General features: G+C 71.1%; 13 protein-coding genes. 5 read left to right on the top strand and 8 right to left on the bottom strand.

Annotation, left to right across the window (positions count from 1 at the left end; translation table 11 throughout):
- Positions 1 to 76: 76 nt before the first annotated feature.
- Positions 77 to 2,929 carry an NB-ARC domain-containing protein gene (locus tag J2X55_RS01255; RefSeq protein ID WP_309821563.1) on the top strand — a complete coding sequence of 951 codons (2,853 nt, stop codon included), beginning with the start codon at positions 77 to 79 and terminating at the stop codon, positions 2,927 to 2,929.
- Here J2X55_RS01255 and J2X55_RS01260 read toward each other — a convergent pair.
- The 5 genes from J2X55_RS01260 to menC all read right to left on the bottom strand — a co-directional run bounded on the left by J2X55_RS01260 (position 2,926) and on the right by menC (position 8,168).
- Complete coding sequence (locus J2X55_RS01260; RefSeq protein ID WP_116239503.1) at positions 2,926 to 3,729, bottom strand: ABC transporter permease; 804 nt, start codon at positions 3,727 to 3,729, stop codon at positions 2,926 to 2,928. The two genes, J2X55_RS01255 and J2X55_RS01260, sit on opposite strands and share 4 nt — an antisense overlap.
- Positions 3,726 to 4,736 carry an ATP-binding cassette domain-containing protein gene (locus tag J2X55_RS01265; RefSeq protein ID WP_309821564.1) on the bottom strand — a complete coding sequence of 337 codons (1,011 nt, stop codon included), beginning with the start codon at positions 4,734 to 4,736 and terminating at the stop codon, positions 3,726 to 3,728. Before J2X55_RS01265 ends, J2X55_RS01260 begins: the two co-directional genes overlap by 4 nt.
- A 145-nt stretch (positions 4,737 to 4,881) precedes the next feature.
- Complete coding sequence (locus J2X55_RS01270) at positions 4,882 to 6,270, bottom strand: glycine--tRNA ligase (protein ID WP_103208019.1); 1,389 nt, start codon at positions 6,268 to 6,270, stop codon at positions 4,882 to 4,884.
- A 54-nt stretch (positions 6,271 to 6,324) separates the two neighbouring features.
- Complete coding sequence (locus tag J2X55_RS01275; RefSeq protein ID WP_309821565.1) at positions 6,325 to 7,038, bottom strand: hypothetical protein; 714 nt, start codon at positions 7,036 to 7,038, stop codon at positions 6,325 to 6,327.
- Positions 7,035 to 8,168 carry an o-succinylbenzoate synthase gene (gene menC, locus J2X55_RS01280; RefSeq protein WP_309821566.1) on the bottom strand — a complete coding sequence of 378 codons (1,134 nt, stop codon included), beginning with the start codon at positions 8,166 to 8,168 and terminating at the stop codon, positions 7,035 to 7,037. The genes J2X55_RS01275 and menC overlap by 4 nt, the downstream gene beginning before the upstream one ends.
- Before the next feature lie 211 nt (positions 8,169 to 8,379).
- Here menC and J2X55_RS01285 point away from each other — a divergent pair, with 211 nt between their 5' ends.
- Both J2X55_RS01285 and J2X55_RS01290 read left to right on the top strand, forming a co-directional pair.
- On the top strand, positions 8,380 to 9,192 hold the full coding sequence (locus tag J2X55_RS01285) for an SDR family oxidoreductase (RefSeq protein ID WP_309821567.1): 813 nt from the start codon (positions 8,380 to 8,382) through the stop codon (positions 9,190 to 9,192).
- A gap of 5 nt (positions 9,193 to 9,197) precedes the next feature.
- Complete coding sequence (locus tag J2X55_RS01290; protein WP_103208010.1) at positions 9,198 to 9,407, top strand: multidrug transporter; 210 nt, start codon at positions 9,198 to 9,200, stop codon at positions 9,405 to 9,407.
- Positions 9,408 to 9,410: 3 nt separating this feature from the next.
- Here the strand turns inward: J2X55_RS01290 and J2X55_RS01295 are convergent, their stop codons facing one another.
- From J2X55_RS01295 to J2X55_RS01305, 3 genes are all read right to left on the bottom strand, one after another.
- Positions 9,411 to 10,097: a GNAT family N-acetyltransferase gene (locus J2X55_RS01295; protein ID WP_309821568.1), complete on the bottom strand. Its 687-nt coding sequence runs from the start codon at positions 10,095 to 10,097 to the stop codon at positions 9,411 to 9,413.
- Between the two features lie 32 nt (positions 10,098 to 10,129).
- Entirely contained in the window at positions 10,130 to 11,452 is a 1,323-nt protein-coding gene (locus J2X55_RS01300) for a nitrate/nitrite transporter (RefSeq protein WP_210111460.1), read from the bottom strand.
- A gap of 89 nt (positions 11,453 to 11,541) precedes the next feature.
- A complete protein-coding gene (locus J2X55_RS01305; RefSeq protein WP_115916801.1) occupies positions 11,542 to 12,102 on the bottom strand; it encodes a TetR family transcriptional regulator in 561 nt (186 codons plus the stop codon).
- An 80-nt stretch (positions 12,103 to 12,182) separates the two neighbouring features.
- Here J2X55_RS01305 and J2X55_RS01310 point away from each other — a divergent pair, with 80 nt between their 5' ends.
- Positions 12,183 to 13,301, top strand: coding sequence for a zinc-binding alcohol dehydrogenase family protein (locus J2X55_RS01310; RefSeq protein WP_115916799.1), 1,119 nt, complete (start codon positions 12,183 to 12,185; stop codon positions 13,299 to 13,301).
- 205 nt (positions 13,302 to 13,506) lie between these two features.
- The gene (gene purU / locus J2X55_RS01315; RefSeq protein ID WP_309821569.1) at positions 13,507 to 14,388 is read left to right on the top strand and encodes a formyltetrahydrofolate deformylase; all 882 of its coding nucleotides are present in this window, start codon (positions 13,507 to 13,509) and stop codon (positions 14,386 to 14,388) included.
- The last annotated feature ends 3 nt before the right edge of the window (positions 14,389 to 14,391 follow it).

Here is a 14,391-nt window from a genome sequence, read left to right on the forward strand (position 1 = left end):
CGCCCGGCTCCCGTCGGAGGGGCCTGACCAGCAGTACGCCGCGTCGAGGACCGTCACGCGACCTAGGGTGGACATCGTGCGGGTGCGGTTCTTCGGCGGATTGAGCGTCGACACGGGCGAAGGGCACGTCACGGTGCCCGGCCGCGGGCAGCAGTCGCTCCTGCTGCGCCTCGCCGTCGACGCCGGCACCACGGTGGGCTACCGGGCCCTGGCTGAGGACATCTGGGGCCTCGACACCCCCGACGATCCCCGCGCCGCCCTGCAATCCCTCGTCTCACGCCTGCGTCGGGCCCTCCCCGCCGGCACGGTCTCATCGGCCCCCGGCGGCTATCGACTCGACCTGCCGCGGACGGCGATCGACATCACCTGCTTCCAGGATCTCGTCGCCCAGGCTCGCTCCACGGGCGATGCTGCACCGGCGCGGGACGCACTGGCCCTGTGGAGCGGTGAGGTGTGGACCCCGCACGACGGGTTCGACTGGCTCGTCCGCGACCTGCTCGAGGACCGATCGCACGCCGAGCGCTTGGTCGCCGCCGCTCCCCCGCCCGTGGCAGGCTCGTTCTCTGCTGCCGATGCCACGCCCGCCGCCCTCACCGCCCTCGTGGGTCGCGGGGTCGAGCTCGAGGCCATCCGCGAACGTCTGACGACGGATCGCCTCGTCACTCTCATCGGACCCGGCGGTGCGGGCAAGACCACCCTCGCCGTCGAGACGGTGCGCGCGGTCGCCGACTCGATCGTCGTCGAGCTCGCCCCGGCCGCCGCGGGAGACGTGTGGACGGCAATCGCGGGTGCCGTCGGTCGTCGCATCCGCCTGCCCGAGGCGGCAGGTGCGTCCCTGACCGCAGCCGAGCGTGTGGCCGAGGCCGTCACCGGTCGACGCGTCGTGATCCTGCTCGACAACTGCGAGCACGTCATCCATGAGGCCGCCGAGGCCGCCCTCGATCTGCTGCGCATGAGCCCGGGAGTGCGCGTTCTGACCACGAGCCGCGAACCCCTCGGCATCCCGGGAGAAGCCTTCATCGATCTCGGTCCGCTGCCGCCGGAGGACGCGGCCACGCTCTTCGCCCAGCGCGTGCGTTCGGCGCGGGGACGTGTTCCCGACGACGACGAGCAAGAGACTGCACAGCGCATCGTCCGACGCCTCGACGGATTGCCCCTCGCGATCGAGCTCGCCGCCGCCCGGTCCCGTACCCTGTCGCTCGCCGAGATCGACGCGGGGCTCGATGATCGATTCGCGCTGCTGTCGAACGGGCCGCGGCTCAGCTCGCAGCGCCACCGCACCCTGCGTGCCCTCATCGACTGGAGTTGGGACACCCTCAGCGAGGGCGAACGCACCGCCCTGCAGGTCGCCGCGGTGTTCGCCGACGGGATCGGAGCGCCCGACGCTTCAGCCGTGGCTCGCGCCTTCGACAGGGATGCCGCCGAGTTCGACGCCCTCGTCGACCGCTCGCTGCTCGTCCGACGCGAGGGACGGTTCCGCATGCTCGAAACCGTGCGTGAGTACGGTCTCGAACGCCTGCGCGAGGACGGGAACGAGGTGCCGTTCCGCGCGCGGGCGGCCGCAGTCCTGACCCGTCTCGCCGCACAGCGCGAGCAGACCGTGCGCGGACCGGGGCTGCGAGCGACCCTCGCCTGGTTCGACGCGAACGACGAGAACCTGGCCGCAGCACTACGCACCTACGTCGACTCGGGCGATCGGAGAGAGGGCATCCCGCTGCTGCGCAGCCTGCTGTGGCCCTGGGCGGTGCGCGAGCGCGGCGACGACCTGCGCCGCGCGGTCGGAGAGTTCGCCGACGCCGATGCCCCGCTCGACAGCGAGGCCCGGGTGGTGGTCGAGTCTCTCGCCCTCTTCTCCGCGTCGTTCCCCGAAGCCGGACGAACCGCGACAGTGACCCCCGAAGCATATGCGGTCCGCCGCGCCGAGCTCGAGGCGGCGGCGGCGGCGTACCCCTCCGAGGTGACGGCGCTGGTGGCCCCGCTGCTGCGGCTCGCTGCGACCGTGATTCTCTCCGGAGGCGGCGAGGGCGCCCGCACCTGGCACGTCGACGTGACCGAGGACGAGCTCGCCGAGGCTCCCCCGTGGTCGCGCGCGATTCTGCACGCCCTGCGCGCGGGAGCCGCGCAGAACTCCGGCGACATGGACGTGCTCGGGGTCGAGAGCGCGCGGTCGTTGGAGATGTTCGAGATGCTCGGCGACCCGTGGGGCACCGGTTTCGCCAGCCAGCTCCGCTCGGAATGGCTCGTGCTCGCCGACCGTCTCGACGAGGCACTCGCCGTCATCGACCGCTCCGGCGACGCGATCCGCGGCCTCACCTCCGCGCCGGATCTGCTTCAGCAGGAGGCTCAGGCGGTCGGGGTCCTCCTCCGCCTCGGCCGCCTCGATCGCGCCCGGCAGCGGGCGGCCGACATCGATCGCGCGGCGGCGGAGGACGGATCCGTTCGCGCGCTGGCGCAGGCGCGCATGACCGCGGCCCAGATCGAGATCGCCGCCGGTGACGGCGACGCCGCCCTGCGCCAGATCGAGCGCATCGATCTGACCGGGCAACCCGGCATCCCGGATCAGTTCCTCGCGTGGATCGACGCGCAACGAGCCCAGGCCCTGCTGCTCCTGGAGCGTTACGACGAAGCCCGCGACGTCCTGCGCACGGGGCTCACGCGTGCCGCCGGCTCGCGGGACCATCCCATCATCGCCATCGTCCTGCTCACGGTGGCGGGATGGAACGCGGCCGTCGACCGCCTCGACCGCGCCGAGGATGCACTCGCCCGGGCGGACGCCGTCCGCGGAGGCTCCGACGAACGCGCCCCCTTCGCCGTGTGGGTACGTGAGCGCATGACAGCGGGCGCCGAGGTGACCCCGGCGCCCGCTGTCGGCATCCGTTCCGCTCTTTCGAAGGTGGATGCCGAGACCCTTCTCGCGCTGCTCGACTAGGCCTTGCGCATGTAGGCGCGCACCGTGAGCGGGGCGAAGACCGCCACGATCACCGCCGCACCGACGAGGGAGATGATCACGTCGGAGCCCGCCGTGCCGGTGTTGACGAGGTCTCGCACCGCGGTGACGAGGTGCGAGACGGGGTTTACGTCGACGAACCACTGCAGCCACGACGGCATGGTGTTCGAGGGCACGAACGCGTTCGACAGGAACGTCAGCGGGAACAGGATGAGCATCGAGATGCCCTGCACGCTCGACGCGCTGCGCGCGATGACGCCGAAGAACGCGAAGATCCAGCTGATGGCCCACGAGCACGCGATGACGAGCAGGCCCGCGGCGACCACGGCCCAGATGCCGCCGGCCGGTCGCAGGCCCATGATGAAGCCCATCGTGAAGGTCAGCACGGTCGCGATCGCGTACCGCACCGTGTCGGCCAGCAGCGCCCCCGAAAGCGGGGCGATACGAGCGATGGGAAGCGAGCGGAACCGGTCGAACACTCCCTTGTCCATGTCTTCGCGCAGCTGCGTGCCGGTGACGACCGAGGTCGTGATGACGGTCTGCACCAGGATGCCGGGGATGATGATCGGCAGGTAGCTCTGCACATCTCCCGCGATCGCGCCGCCGAAGATGTACGTGAACATCAGGGTGAACAGGATCGGCTGCACCGTGACGTCGATGAGCTGCTCGGGCGTGCGACGGATCTTCAGAAGGCCACGGCCGGCCATGGTGACGGTGTTCTGCAGGGTCTGCGCGAGGCTCGCGGTGCGGGGCAGGTCGCGGGTGGCGGTGAGGGCGCTCATGGGCGGGCTCCTTCCAGGTCGGCGGCGCTCTCGCGCGCGGCGATGTCGTCGGTCGGCACACCGGTGCCGGTCAGGGTGAGGAAGACCTCGTCGAGGGTGGGCTGCTGCACGCTGAACTCGCTCAGGTGCAGTCCTTCCTCGCGGAACGCCACGAGCAGGTCGGTGACCCGGTCGGGGTCGGACATCGGCACCGTGAGGCGCGCGGCCTCGGGCGAGACGATGGCCGTGGCATCGAGCACCCGTCCCACGGTCGCGCGCGCGGCGTCGAGGTCGGACCCCGGACGCAGCCGCAGCACGAGCGAGGCCTGGCCGACGGAGGCCTTGAGTTCGAGCGCCGTGCCCTCGGCGACGACGCGTCCGCGGTCGATGACGGCGATGCGGTCGGCGAGCTGGTCGGCCTCGTCGAGGTACTGCGTGGTGAGCACGACGGTGGATCCGGATGCCACGAGCCGGCGGATCGTGTCCCACATCTGTCCACGGGTGCGGGGATCCAGGCCCGTGGTCGGCTCGTCGAGGAAGATGAGCGGCGGCTGCGCGATGAGAGAAGCCGCGAGGTCGAGCCGGCGACGCATACCGCCGGAGAACTTCGCCAACGGACGGGATGCGGCCTCGGTGAGACCGAACTCCTCGAGCAGCTCGCTCGCCTTGCGGCGGGCGGCGGGGCGGGAGAGCCCGAGCAGACGGCCGAAGATCATCAGGTTCTCGGTCGCGGAGAGCTTCTCGTCGACCGAGGCGAACTGCCCGGTCAGGCCGATGAGCTGACGCACGACGTGCGGCTCACGGGCGACGTCGTGGCCGAAGATCTCGGCCCGCCCGCCGTCGGGACGCAGGAGCGTCGTGAGCATGCTGATGGTGGTGGTCTTGCCGGCACCATTGGGGCCGAGCACGCCGTAGACCGTGCCGGCCTCGACGACGAGATCGACGCCGTCGACGGCCCGGTTGGCGCCGAACGTCTTGACGAGCCCTTCGGCTCGGACCGCGGGAGTGCGGGTGGATGAAGTGGTCATGACGACAGGATGCGCCGGACGCTCTGCCGCACCTCTGTCGCGGCGGCGGCAGCGCTGTCACGGCGCTGTCACGACTCCCCCGAGACGACGAGAGACCGGATGCCACGGCCTCGGGCCACGGCATCCGGTCTCTCGTTCTCGCGGGTCAGGCTCCGCGCAGGCGCTCCGCCAGGTAGCCCTGCAGCGCGTCAAGACCGATGCGCTCCTGGCCCATGGTGTCGCGGTCGCGCACGGTCACGGCGTTGTCGTCGAGCGAGTCGAAGTCGACCGTGACGCAGAACGGGGTGCCGATCTCGTCCTGGCGGCGGTAGCGGCGGCCGATGGCGCCAGCGTCGTCGAAGTCGATGTTCCACCCGGCCGAGCGCAGGGTGTCGGCGACCTCGCGGGCCAACGGCGACAGACGCTCGTTGCGCGAGAGCGGCAGCACGGCGACCTTGACGGGCGCGAGGCGCGGGTCGAGCTTGAGCACCGTGCGGGTGTCGGTGCCTCCCTTGGCGTTGGGCACCTCTTCTTCGCGGTACGCGTCGACGAGGAAGGCCATCATCGCGCGCGTCAGACCGAAGGAGGGCTCGATCACGTAGGGCGTGTACTTCTCGCCCGAGGCCTGGTCGAAGAAGGTGAGTGACTGACCCGAGGCCTCGGAGTGGCTCTTGAGGTCGTAGTCGGTGCGGTTGGCGACTCCCATGAGCTCGCCCCACTCCTTGCCCGGGAAGCCGAAGCGGTACTCGACGTCGATGGTGCCGGCGGAGTAGTGCGCGCGGTCGTCCTCGGGGACGTCGAAGCGCTTCATGTTCTCGGGGTCGATGCCCAGCTCGATGAACCAGTTCCAGCAGGCCTCGACCCAGTGCTCGAACCACTCGTTCGCCTCGGCCGGCGGGGTGAAGTACTCGATCTCCATCTGCTCGAACTCGCGCGTGCGGAAGATGAAGTTTCCGGGGGTGATCTCGTTGCGGAACGCCTTGCCGACCTGGCCGACGCCGAACGGGGGCTTGCGACGGGATGCCGTGAGCACGTTCGAGAAGTTCACGAAAATGCCCTGCGCGGTCTCGGGGCGCAGGAAGTACAGGCCCGACTCGTCGTCGACGACGCCGAGGTAGGTCTTGACCAGGCCCGAGAACGACTTGGGCTCGGTGTACTGGCCCTTCGTGCCGCAGTTCGGGCAGGGCACGTCGGCGAGGCCGTTCTCGGCCTTGCGGTTCTTGCGGGCCTCGAAGTCCTCGATGAGGGTGTCGGCACGGAAGCGCTTGTGGCAGCTCAGGCACTCGACCAACGGGTCGGTGAAGGTGGCGACGTGACCCGAGGCCTCCCACACGCGCTTGGGCAGGATGATGCTGGAGTCGAGACCCACCATGTCGCCGCGGCCGCGGACGAAGGTCTGCCACCATTGGCGACGGATGTTCTCTTTCAGCTCCGTGCCGAGGGGGCCGTAGTCCCACGCGGACCGCGAACCGCCGTAGATCTCACCGGCCTGGAAGACGAACCCCCGATGGCGGGCGAGGGCGATGACCTTGTCGAGGCGGGATTGTTCGGCCACGGTGGCTCCAATGGTCGGGAAAGTTGTGGGGTGCGCGAGCGCGCGGCATCCAGTTTATCGAAGCGGCTCGGGCTCTTCCGGCCCGCCGGTCAGCACCCGATCGCGCTCCGCCCGCCAGCTCTGCAGGTACGGCATCGCGGTGTTCGCCGCATGGGCGCCGCGGGTGGCGCGCGCTGCGGCGGCCAGGGCCGCGGGGCTCTCGGCCAGCGTCGACGGCATGTGTGCGATCGGGTAGGGGAAGCGGTTGCGGAACATGTCCATCCACAGCAGCACCAGATCGCCGTCGTGCGCCAGAGTCGCTCGGGTGCGGGAGCCGCGTTCGTGCCGCTCGATCGACCATCCGCCGCGGTGGACCGTCGCCCGATAGTCGGGATCGCCGCCCCATCCCCAACTCCCCCACCCGTACCGCGGAGTGAACGCGCCGAGCGGGGCGAGAGCAGCGGCGAGGGTCTTCGGGGTCCAGGGCGCGGGGAAGAACGTCGACAGGCTCACGCCGAGAGCGAGCGGCGACAACAGCGCAGACACCTCGGCATCGTCCCGCGGCATCTCGGCGGCGAGGGCGGCGAGCAGCGCGACGGTCGTGGGTGCCGGCTCTGCCTCGTCGAGCAGGGCGATGAACGTCTGCAACGACAGCACGTACGACCGGTGCGCCGCGGCATCCCGGAACGGGGGAAGGGGGATGCCGTCGACCGCCGGACGACCCCACGGGACGTCCTCGCCAGAGGTCTCGCTGAGCCCCTCACGGTCCGGCCGGGCGCCCCGGCTCATCGCGTGATCCGCTCGCGCCGCACCGTGAACCGCTCCAGCGCCGCGGTGTCGATCTCGACGCCCACGCCCGGCCCGGTCGGCACGCGCACGTATCCGTCGTCGAGCACGGCCGGTTCGGTGACGATGTCGCGGTCGTAGAAGCGGGCGGATGCCGAGATGTCGCCCGGGAGCGTGAAGCCCGGCAGCGCGGCCAGGGCGGCGTTGGCGGCGCGGCCGATCCCCGTCTCGAGCATGCCCCCGCACCAGACGGGAACACCCGCAGCGAGCGCGCGGTCGTGGATCGCGACGGCCTCGAGATAGCCGCCGACCCGCCCGGCCTTGATGTTGAGGATCGCCGCCGACCCCAGGGCGAGCGCGTCAGCCGCCGCCTTGTCGGAGACGATCGACTCGTCGAGGCAGACCGGCGTCGTCAGTCTCTTCGCGAGGGTGGCGTGATCGACCAGGTCGTCTTCCTGCAGGGGCTGCTCGATCAACAGGAGCTCGAAGCGGTCGAGTTCGGCGAGGGTGTCGGCATCCTGAAGCGTGTAGGCCGAGTTCGCGTCGACCTGCAGCGGGATCGATCCGAAGGCGGCGCGGACGGCGGCCGTGTCGTCGATGTCACGACCGGGTTTGATCTTGATCTTGATGCGCACGTAGCCCTCGTCGAGGTACCCGCCGACGGTCTCGACGAGCGCCGCCGGATCGCTCTGGATGCCGACCGAGACCCCCGAGGCAACCCGGCTCTTCTCGGCACCGAGGTAGCTGCCGAAGCTGCGGCCCTCCCCACGCAGGGCGGCGTCGAGGATCGCAAGCTCGAGACCTGCCTTGGCCATGCGGTGCCCTACGAAGGGGCGCAGGATGCCGGCGACCTCCTCGGGCGCGAACGTGCGGCGCTCGAGCAGGGCCGGGGCGAGGTAGCGGGTGAGCACGTCCCACGCACCCTGGGTGTACTCGCTGGAGTACAGCGGCGCCTCCTGCGTGACGACCTCGCCCCACCCGCGGCCGTCGGCCGTCTCGGCCGTGACGACGATGACCTCGCGCACGGTCTCGGTACCGAACGAGGTCGTAAACGGCGACACGAGCGGCAGGTGCAGCACGCGCAGTTCGACGGCATCCAGGGTCACGGGCGCGGCGGGGCGGAGCAGGGGCATGAGGGCAGGGTAGCGGGAGCGCGCCGCGCGGGGTTCGTCCCGGGCTCCGGAGCGGCAGACGCCGATGCGCACCCCGGGCCGCCTTGGGCGGGGACGGGCCCGGATTCTCCGGAGCGCGGCACGCCGGCGCGGTGAACCGCGACCGTAACGCCCGCCGCCCGCGGTGGCAAGGGACCGGGCGCCACGGGTGCGCGCGCGTAGCGTCGCCCGCATGAGCGACGACTTCACTCCCCGCCACGCGATCGTCACCGGCTCCGACTCGGGCATCGGCGCGGCCACCGCCCTCGCCCTCGCCGACGCCGGCATGGACGTCGCGGTGACCTATCACTCCGACAAGGACGGTGCCGAAGAGACCGCCGCGGCCGTGCGCGAGCGCGGCGTGCGCGCGATCGTCGCGCAGTTCGACGCGACCGAGTTCGACAAGGTCCCGGATGCCGTGGACGCCATGGCCGACGAGCTCGGGGGCCTCGATGTGTTCGTGAACAACGCCGGCGGCGGCATCGGCGGAAGCTTCCTCGACCTCGACTTCGACACCTGGCGCACCGACATCTCGCTCAATCTCGACGGGGCGTTCCTCGCCCTGCACACCGCGGCCCGGCGCATGGTGAAAGCCGGCAACGGGGGTCGGCTGATCGTGGTGTCCAGCGTGCACGAGCACCAGCCGCGCGTCGGCTCCGCCCCGTACGTCGCCGCCAAGCACGGCGTCGGCGGCCTCATCAAGACGATGGCGCTGGAGCTCGGCCAGTACGGCATCACCGCGAACGCCGTCGCCCCCGGCGAGATCGCCACCCCCATCAACGACATGTCGGCCGAAGATGCCGAGCGCACCCACCGCCCCGGCATCCCGCTCGGCCGCCCCGGCAAGCCCGACGAGATCGCCGACGTCATCCGCTTCCTCGCGTCGCCCGCGAGCTCCTACGTCACCGGCGCGAGCTGGGTCGTCGACGGCGGGATGCTGCACATGGGCCCGCAGGCGGGTTCGCACATGGAGTCGGACGCCTGGCGTTCGGCCGGAGAGGAGTGAGACCGATGAGCGACGAGAAGAGCTTCGAAGAGAACCGTCACGACCAGCTGACGAGCGCACCGAAGGCGACGGAAGAAGACGCGGCCCCGCGTTTCGACGTCTCGGAGCACGACGGCGTGACCCGCATCGACGTGCGCGACGACGCAGCCGTGCGTCCGGGCCCCGGCCCGGGCGACCCGGCCGCCGAGAAGGACACCCCCATCACCGAGCAGTGACGACTACCCGACGATGAGGTAGCCGCGGCGGTCGAAGCCGCCGATCCGGCGACCGGATGCCAGGTACCCCTGTACCTCATCGCGCACGCGCCGACGCCACTCGGCGGCTGCCGCCGGGTCGCTCGATCGCAGAGCCTCGATGTCGTCGGGCACGGGCACGACGGCCAAGATCTCGGCATCCGTCGGGGTGGGCGAGGGAGGTTCGGCGAGCGCCCACACGGCGAGCAGGCGGTCGGATTCGTCGCCGCGGTTGACGGCGTCGGCCATCTCGCCGTACTGGTTCACGAGGTACTCCGTGGCTCGCGCCCCGAGCACCGCGAGGTTGAAGTGGGCGTTGCGACCCACGAGCGGGTCGAAGGTCCACGTGATGCGTCCGACGCCGCGCTCGAGGGCCCAGTCGCGCTGGTGGTTCTTGAGCTGTCGCCCGAGGCCGCGGCCCTGGTAGCCGGGGACGATGCCCGTGATGTGCGAGTGCATCGAGCGGTCGGCCGGTGGGCCGAAGAACGCCGCCGATGCGCCGAGCATCCGATCTGCGTCGAAGAGCCCCACGACGTAGTTTCCGGCGTGCTCGAGGGCTCGCAGGATGTTGGCCGGCATGGTGCCCCGCTCGCCCCACACGGTGTCGAGCACGCGCGCCGCTTCGTGGATGTCCTCGACGGTGGCGAGGGTGCGGATGTCGATGGAGCTCATGCTCTCGATCCTTCCACCGCGACCCGAGGTCGTCAGCGTGGCAGGGTCCCGCCGACGTGACGGATCGTGCGCCCCCGCTCGATGACGATGGCGATCCCGCCCACGAGCCAGAGCGGCACCTGGGTGAGGAACGCGAGGCGGAAGGCGTCGAGCGAGTAGGTCTCGGGGCTGCCGGCCCCCTGCACGTCCATCGCGATACCGATGAAGAGGATCGCGAGCAGCGCCGCGAGGAACCCGCCGCCGTTCACGATGCCCGTCGCCGTGCTCAACCGGTGGCTCGGCGTGAAGGTGCGCGCGTGGTCGAAGGCGATCATCGACGCGGGCCCCCCGGTCGACAGCGCGAACATCAGCACGATCAGCAGCCACACCGGCGCGGGGCCCGGCCAGACGATCACGACGATCCACATCACGGCCTGGAACACGACCGTCGGCAGCACGAGCCAGCGGGAGCGGCGGGTGGGATGCCGACTCGACAGCGCCCCGATCACGGGACCGCTCAGAATGCTGAACAGCACGAGCGAGGTCATCACGAGCGACGCCGTGGCGGGCTCGAGCCCCTCGCCCGCGGTGAGGAAGGGGAAGCCCCACAGCAACATGAACGCCGTACCCGCGAACGGCGTCGCGAAGTGCGACCAGAAACCGAGGCGCGTGCCGGGGTGCGCCCACGACTCGCGGAAACCCCGCCGGAGGTCGGGCGACGACCGCACCACGCGGATCGCGCCCGTCTGCGTGTCGACCGAGGTGTCGACCGGGTCGGCGCGGCGCTCGGGCGGGCGGTTGCGGATGATCAGGAACGTCAGGATCGCGAACAGCAGACCGAGACCCGCGACACTGCCGAAGGCCACGCTCCAACTCGTCGCGTGCAGGAGGGCGGCCAGCGGAACGACGGCGACGATCTGACCGAGCTGGCCGATGATCCCGGTCAGCTGCACGAGCACCGGTGCCCGCTGCGCGGGGAACCACGTCGCGATCACGCGCAGGACGCTCGGGAAGATCGCCGCGTCTCCCGCGCCGATCAGCACACGGGCCAGGATGCCGATCCCCACGGCATCCGCCGACGCCATCACGAGCTGGCCCGCGGCCATCAGCACCATGCCGATCGCGATCATCGGACGCGCACCGAAGCGGTCGAGCAGGAGACCCACGGGGATCTGCATCGCCCCGTAGACGAAGAGCTGGATGACGGCGAACATCGACAGCGCCGAGGCATCCGCACCGAAGCGCACCGCCGCATCGACTCCCACGGCGGACAGGGAGGTGCGGTTGATGATCGACACGACGTAGGCGAGCACGCCCACGCCCCACAGCGTCCAGGTGCGCCACCCCGGCCGATCGAGGCGGAGGGTGCTGGTCACAGGTTCCAGGCTAGTCGCGGCCACCGACATCGGCGGTGGGGGTGGCGCGCGCCGGGGCATTCCGGGGGGCACGGGAGGGTCGCGGCGCGTCAGGCCAGAACGTCCGCCATCTCGCGGCGGACCCGCTCGAGATGCTCCACGAGCGGGGTGCCCGCCGTGTCGGCCGCCCACTGCTCGAGGGCCGTCTGCAGCAGGTCCACCGCGACCCCCGCGACGACGCGCGCCCGCAGCGCGTCCACACCACGCGCGCGATACCCCTCGGTCAGAACTGCACGCAGATCGGCCTGCTTCTGCAGGTCCCGCTCACGCAGGGCGGGCTCGGACTCGATCACGCGGCGCGCGGCCGCCATCTCGAGGCGGCGGGGCTCGAAGCGCTCGGCGGCGAGGATTTGGAAGCCGCTCCACGCGATCGCGAAGGGCGGCACGTCGGCGGGGGCGGCCGCGAGCATCTGGTCGGCGAGCCGAGGGATCTCATCGTCGCCGAAGAAGACCTCGCGCTTGTCGCCGAAGTGCCGGAAGAACGTGCGGCGCGTCACGCCGGCGCGCTCGACGATGTCGGGCACCGTCGTCGCCTCGAAGCCGCGCTCGGCGAACAGCTCCATCGCCGCCGCGCGGAGGCGTTCTCGCGTATCGGGTGCCCATCTGGCCATGTCGGAATCCTATGTGACGACACGTGGTGTCATCACGTCTATAGTGAAGACACTCCGTGTCATCACGCGAAAGGCTCCCCATGCCCGCACACGCCGCCGCAATCCTCCCCGCACCGCGGGCCGCGCTCACCGTCACCACCGTCCAGACCCCCGCTCCCGCCGCCGACGAGGTGCTCGTGCGCGTGCGCGCCGTGGCCATCAATCCCGTCGACTGGGTCATCCAGGGCACCAGCCGCGTCACCTACCGATGGCTGAACACGCCGGCCGTCCTCGGCTCCGACGTGGCGGGCGAGGTCGTCGCGATCGGTTCCGCCGTGACCCGCTTCCAAGTGGGCCAACGCGTGTTCGGCCTGGCCACCGGCACCGACCGCGGGCGGGACCCGCTCCGAGAGGGCGCCTTCCAGGAGTACACGACCCTGGTCGAGCGCCTCACGGCCCCCATCCCCGACGACCTCTCCGACGAAGAGGCCGCGGTCTTCCCCCTGGGTATCTCCACGGCCGCGTGCGCGCTGTTCCAACCCCAGCTCCTCGGGCTCCGGATGCCGGGCGACCCGGCGCCGGCCGCCAGCCGAGGCGTCGTGGTGATCTGGGGTGGCTCGACGAGTGTGGGGATGAACGCCGTCCAACTGGCGCACGCCGCCGGATACGACGTGGTGACCACGGCATCCGCGAAGAACGCCGAGACCCTGCGCGGGCTCGGCGCGGACGCCGTCGTCGATCACCGGTCACCCACGGCGGTGGCCGACCTCGTCGCGGCCATCGGGGGACGACCCGTCGTCGGGGCGGTGGCTCTCGGCGCGGGTTCGACCGACGCGTGCATCGACGTGCTCGCCCGCACCGGCGGGGAACGCCTGGCCATGGCCAGCACGCCGGTCTCGCTGGACTCGCTGGTCGGTCGGCGCCGCCTGTTCCCCGCGATGCTGCCGGTCTTCACCCGCATCGGCCTCGGAACGCTCCGCTCGACGTTGCGCGCCCGACGCCGTGGCATCCGGGCCGCCTTCGTCTGGGGCAGCAGCCTGCGCGACGACGACATGGGTCCCCGGCTCTGGGGCGAGGTCGTTCCGCGGATGCTGGCCGAGGGGGCGCTGCGACCGATGCCCGCTCCGCTCGTCGTCGGCGACGGCCTCGCCGCCGTGCAGGATGCCCTCGACCGGCAGCGCGTGGGCGTCTCGGCACAGAAGGTCGTCGTGCGTCTGTAGCCGGCGTAGGGGCCGGGCGGAGACGCGGTCTGTCGGGCGTTGCGGCCCGTGGCCCCGGGGCGGTAGATGCACCCCCGGGGCCACCAGCGCGCCAACGCCCCCGACGCACGCGCCGTCCCACGCGCCCGCACCCCCACAACGCACCCGCCCCGAAACGCGACGGAACGTGGTCGGCGACGCCACCGGCGCACGGCAGAATGGTCCGATGGTCTCCGCGAGCCCCCACCTGCAGCCCGATCACGCGTGCCTCATCGTCCACGGCAGCGACACCCCCGGCATCATCGCCGCGGTCTCGGCGCTCATCGCCCGCCAGGGCGGCAACATCGTCGCCTTCGACCAGTACTCCGACGACCCCCGCGGCGGTGCGTACTTCCAGCGGGTCGTGTTCCACCGCCCCAACCTGTCGGTGGCCCTTCCCGACATCGAGGCCGATCTCGCCACGACCCTCGGCGAGGGCTTCGAGCTCGAGTGGACCCTGACCGACCTGTCGACGCCGAAGCGCATGGCGATCCTCGCCTCGAAGCAGGACCACTGCCTGCTCGATCTGCTGTGGCGTCACCGCCGCGGCGACCTGCCCGTCAGCATCCCGATGGTCGTGTCGAACCACACCACGGCCGCCGAAGACGTGCGCTCGTTCGGCGTGCCCTTCTTCCACGTGCCCTCGACGCCCGGTCCCGACAAGTCCGAGTCCGAGGCCCGCATTCTCGAACTGCTCGTCGGCAACGTCGACTTCGTCGTGCTTGCGCGCTACATGCAGATCCTCTCGCCCGACTTCCTCGACAAGATCGGGGTGCCGGTGATCAACATCCACCACTCGTTCCTGCCGGCCTTCATCGGCGCCGAGCCGTACAAGAAGGCGAAGCAGCGCGGCGTGAAGCTCATCGGCGCGACCTCGCACTACGTCACGAGCGACCTCGACGAGGGCCCGATCATCGAGCAGGACACCGTGCGCGTGACCCACGCCGACTCGGCCGCCGAACTCGCCCGCCGCGGTGCCGACGTCGAGCGTCAGGTGCTCTCCCGAGCCGTGCTGTGGCACGCCGAAGACCGCATCATCCGCGACGGCAACCACACGATCGTCTTCTAGGGA

Origin of the sequence: Microbacterium sp. 1154 (genome assembly GCF_031455375.1) — a bacterium.
Classification (GTDB): domain Bacteria; phylum Actinomycetota; class Actinomycetes; order Actinomycetales; family Microbacteriaceae; genus Microbacterium.

Coding starts and splice junctions, on each gene's coding strand:
- J2X55_RS01260 (WP_116239503.1), bottom strand. CDS start 3,729: ATGAGCGCCCTCACCGCCACCCGCGACCTGCCCCGCACCGCGAGCCTC.
- J2X55_RS01265 (WP_309821564.1), bottom strand. CDS start 4,736: ATGACCACTTCATCCACCCGCACTCCCGCGGTCCGAGCCGAAGGGCTC.
- J2X55_RS01275 (WP_309821565.1), bottom strand. CDS start 7,038: ATGAGCCGGGGCGCCCGGCCGGACCGTGAGGGGCTCAGCGAGACCTCT.
- menC (WP_309821566.1), bottom strand. CDS start 8,168: ATGCCCCTGCTCCGCCCCGCCGCGCCCGTGACCCTGGATGCCGTCGAA.
- J2X55_RS01285 (WP_309821567.1), top strand. CDS start 8,380: ATGAGCGACGACTTCACTCCCCGCCACGCGATCGTCACCGGCTCCGAC.
- J2X55_RS01290 (WP_103208010.1), top strand. CDS start 9,198: ATGAGCGACGAGAAGAGCTTCGAAGAGAACCGTCACGACCAGCTGACG.
- J2X55_RS01295 (WP_309821568.1), bottom strand. CDS start 10,097: ATGAGCTCCATCGACATCCGCACCCTCGCCACCGTCGAGGACATCCAC.
- J2X55_RS01305 (WP_115916801.1), bottom strand. CDS start 12,102: ATGGCCAGATGGGCACCCGATACGCGAGAACGCCTCCGCGCGGCGGCG.
- J2X55_RS01310 (WP_115916799.1), top strand. CDS start 12,183: ATGCCCGCACACGCCGCCGCAATCCTCCCCGCACCGCGGGCCGCGCTC.
- purU (WP_309821569.1), top strand. CDS start 13,507: ATGGTCTCCGCGAGCCCCCACCTGCAGCCCGATCACGCGTGCCTCATC.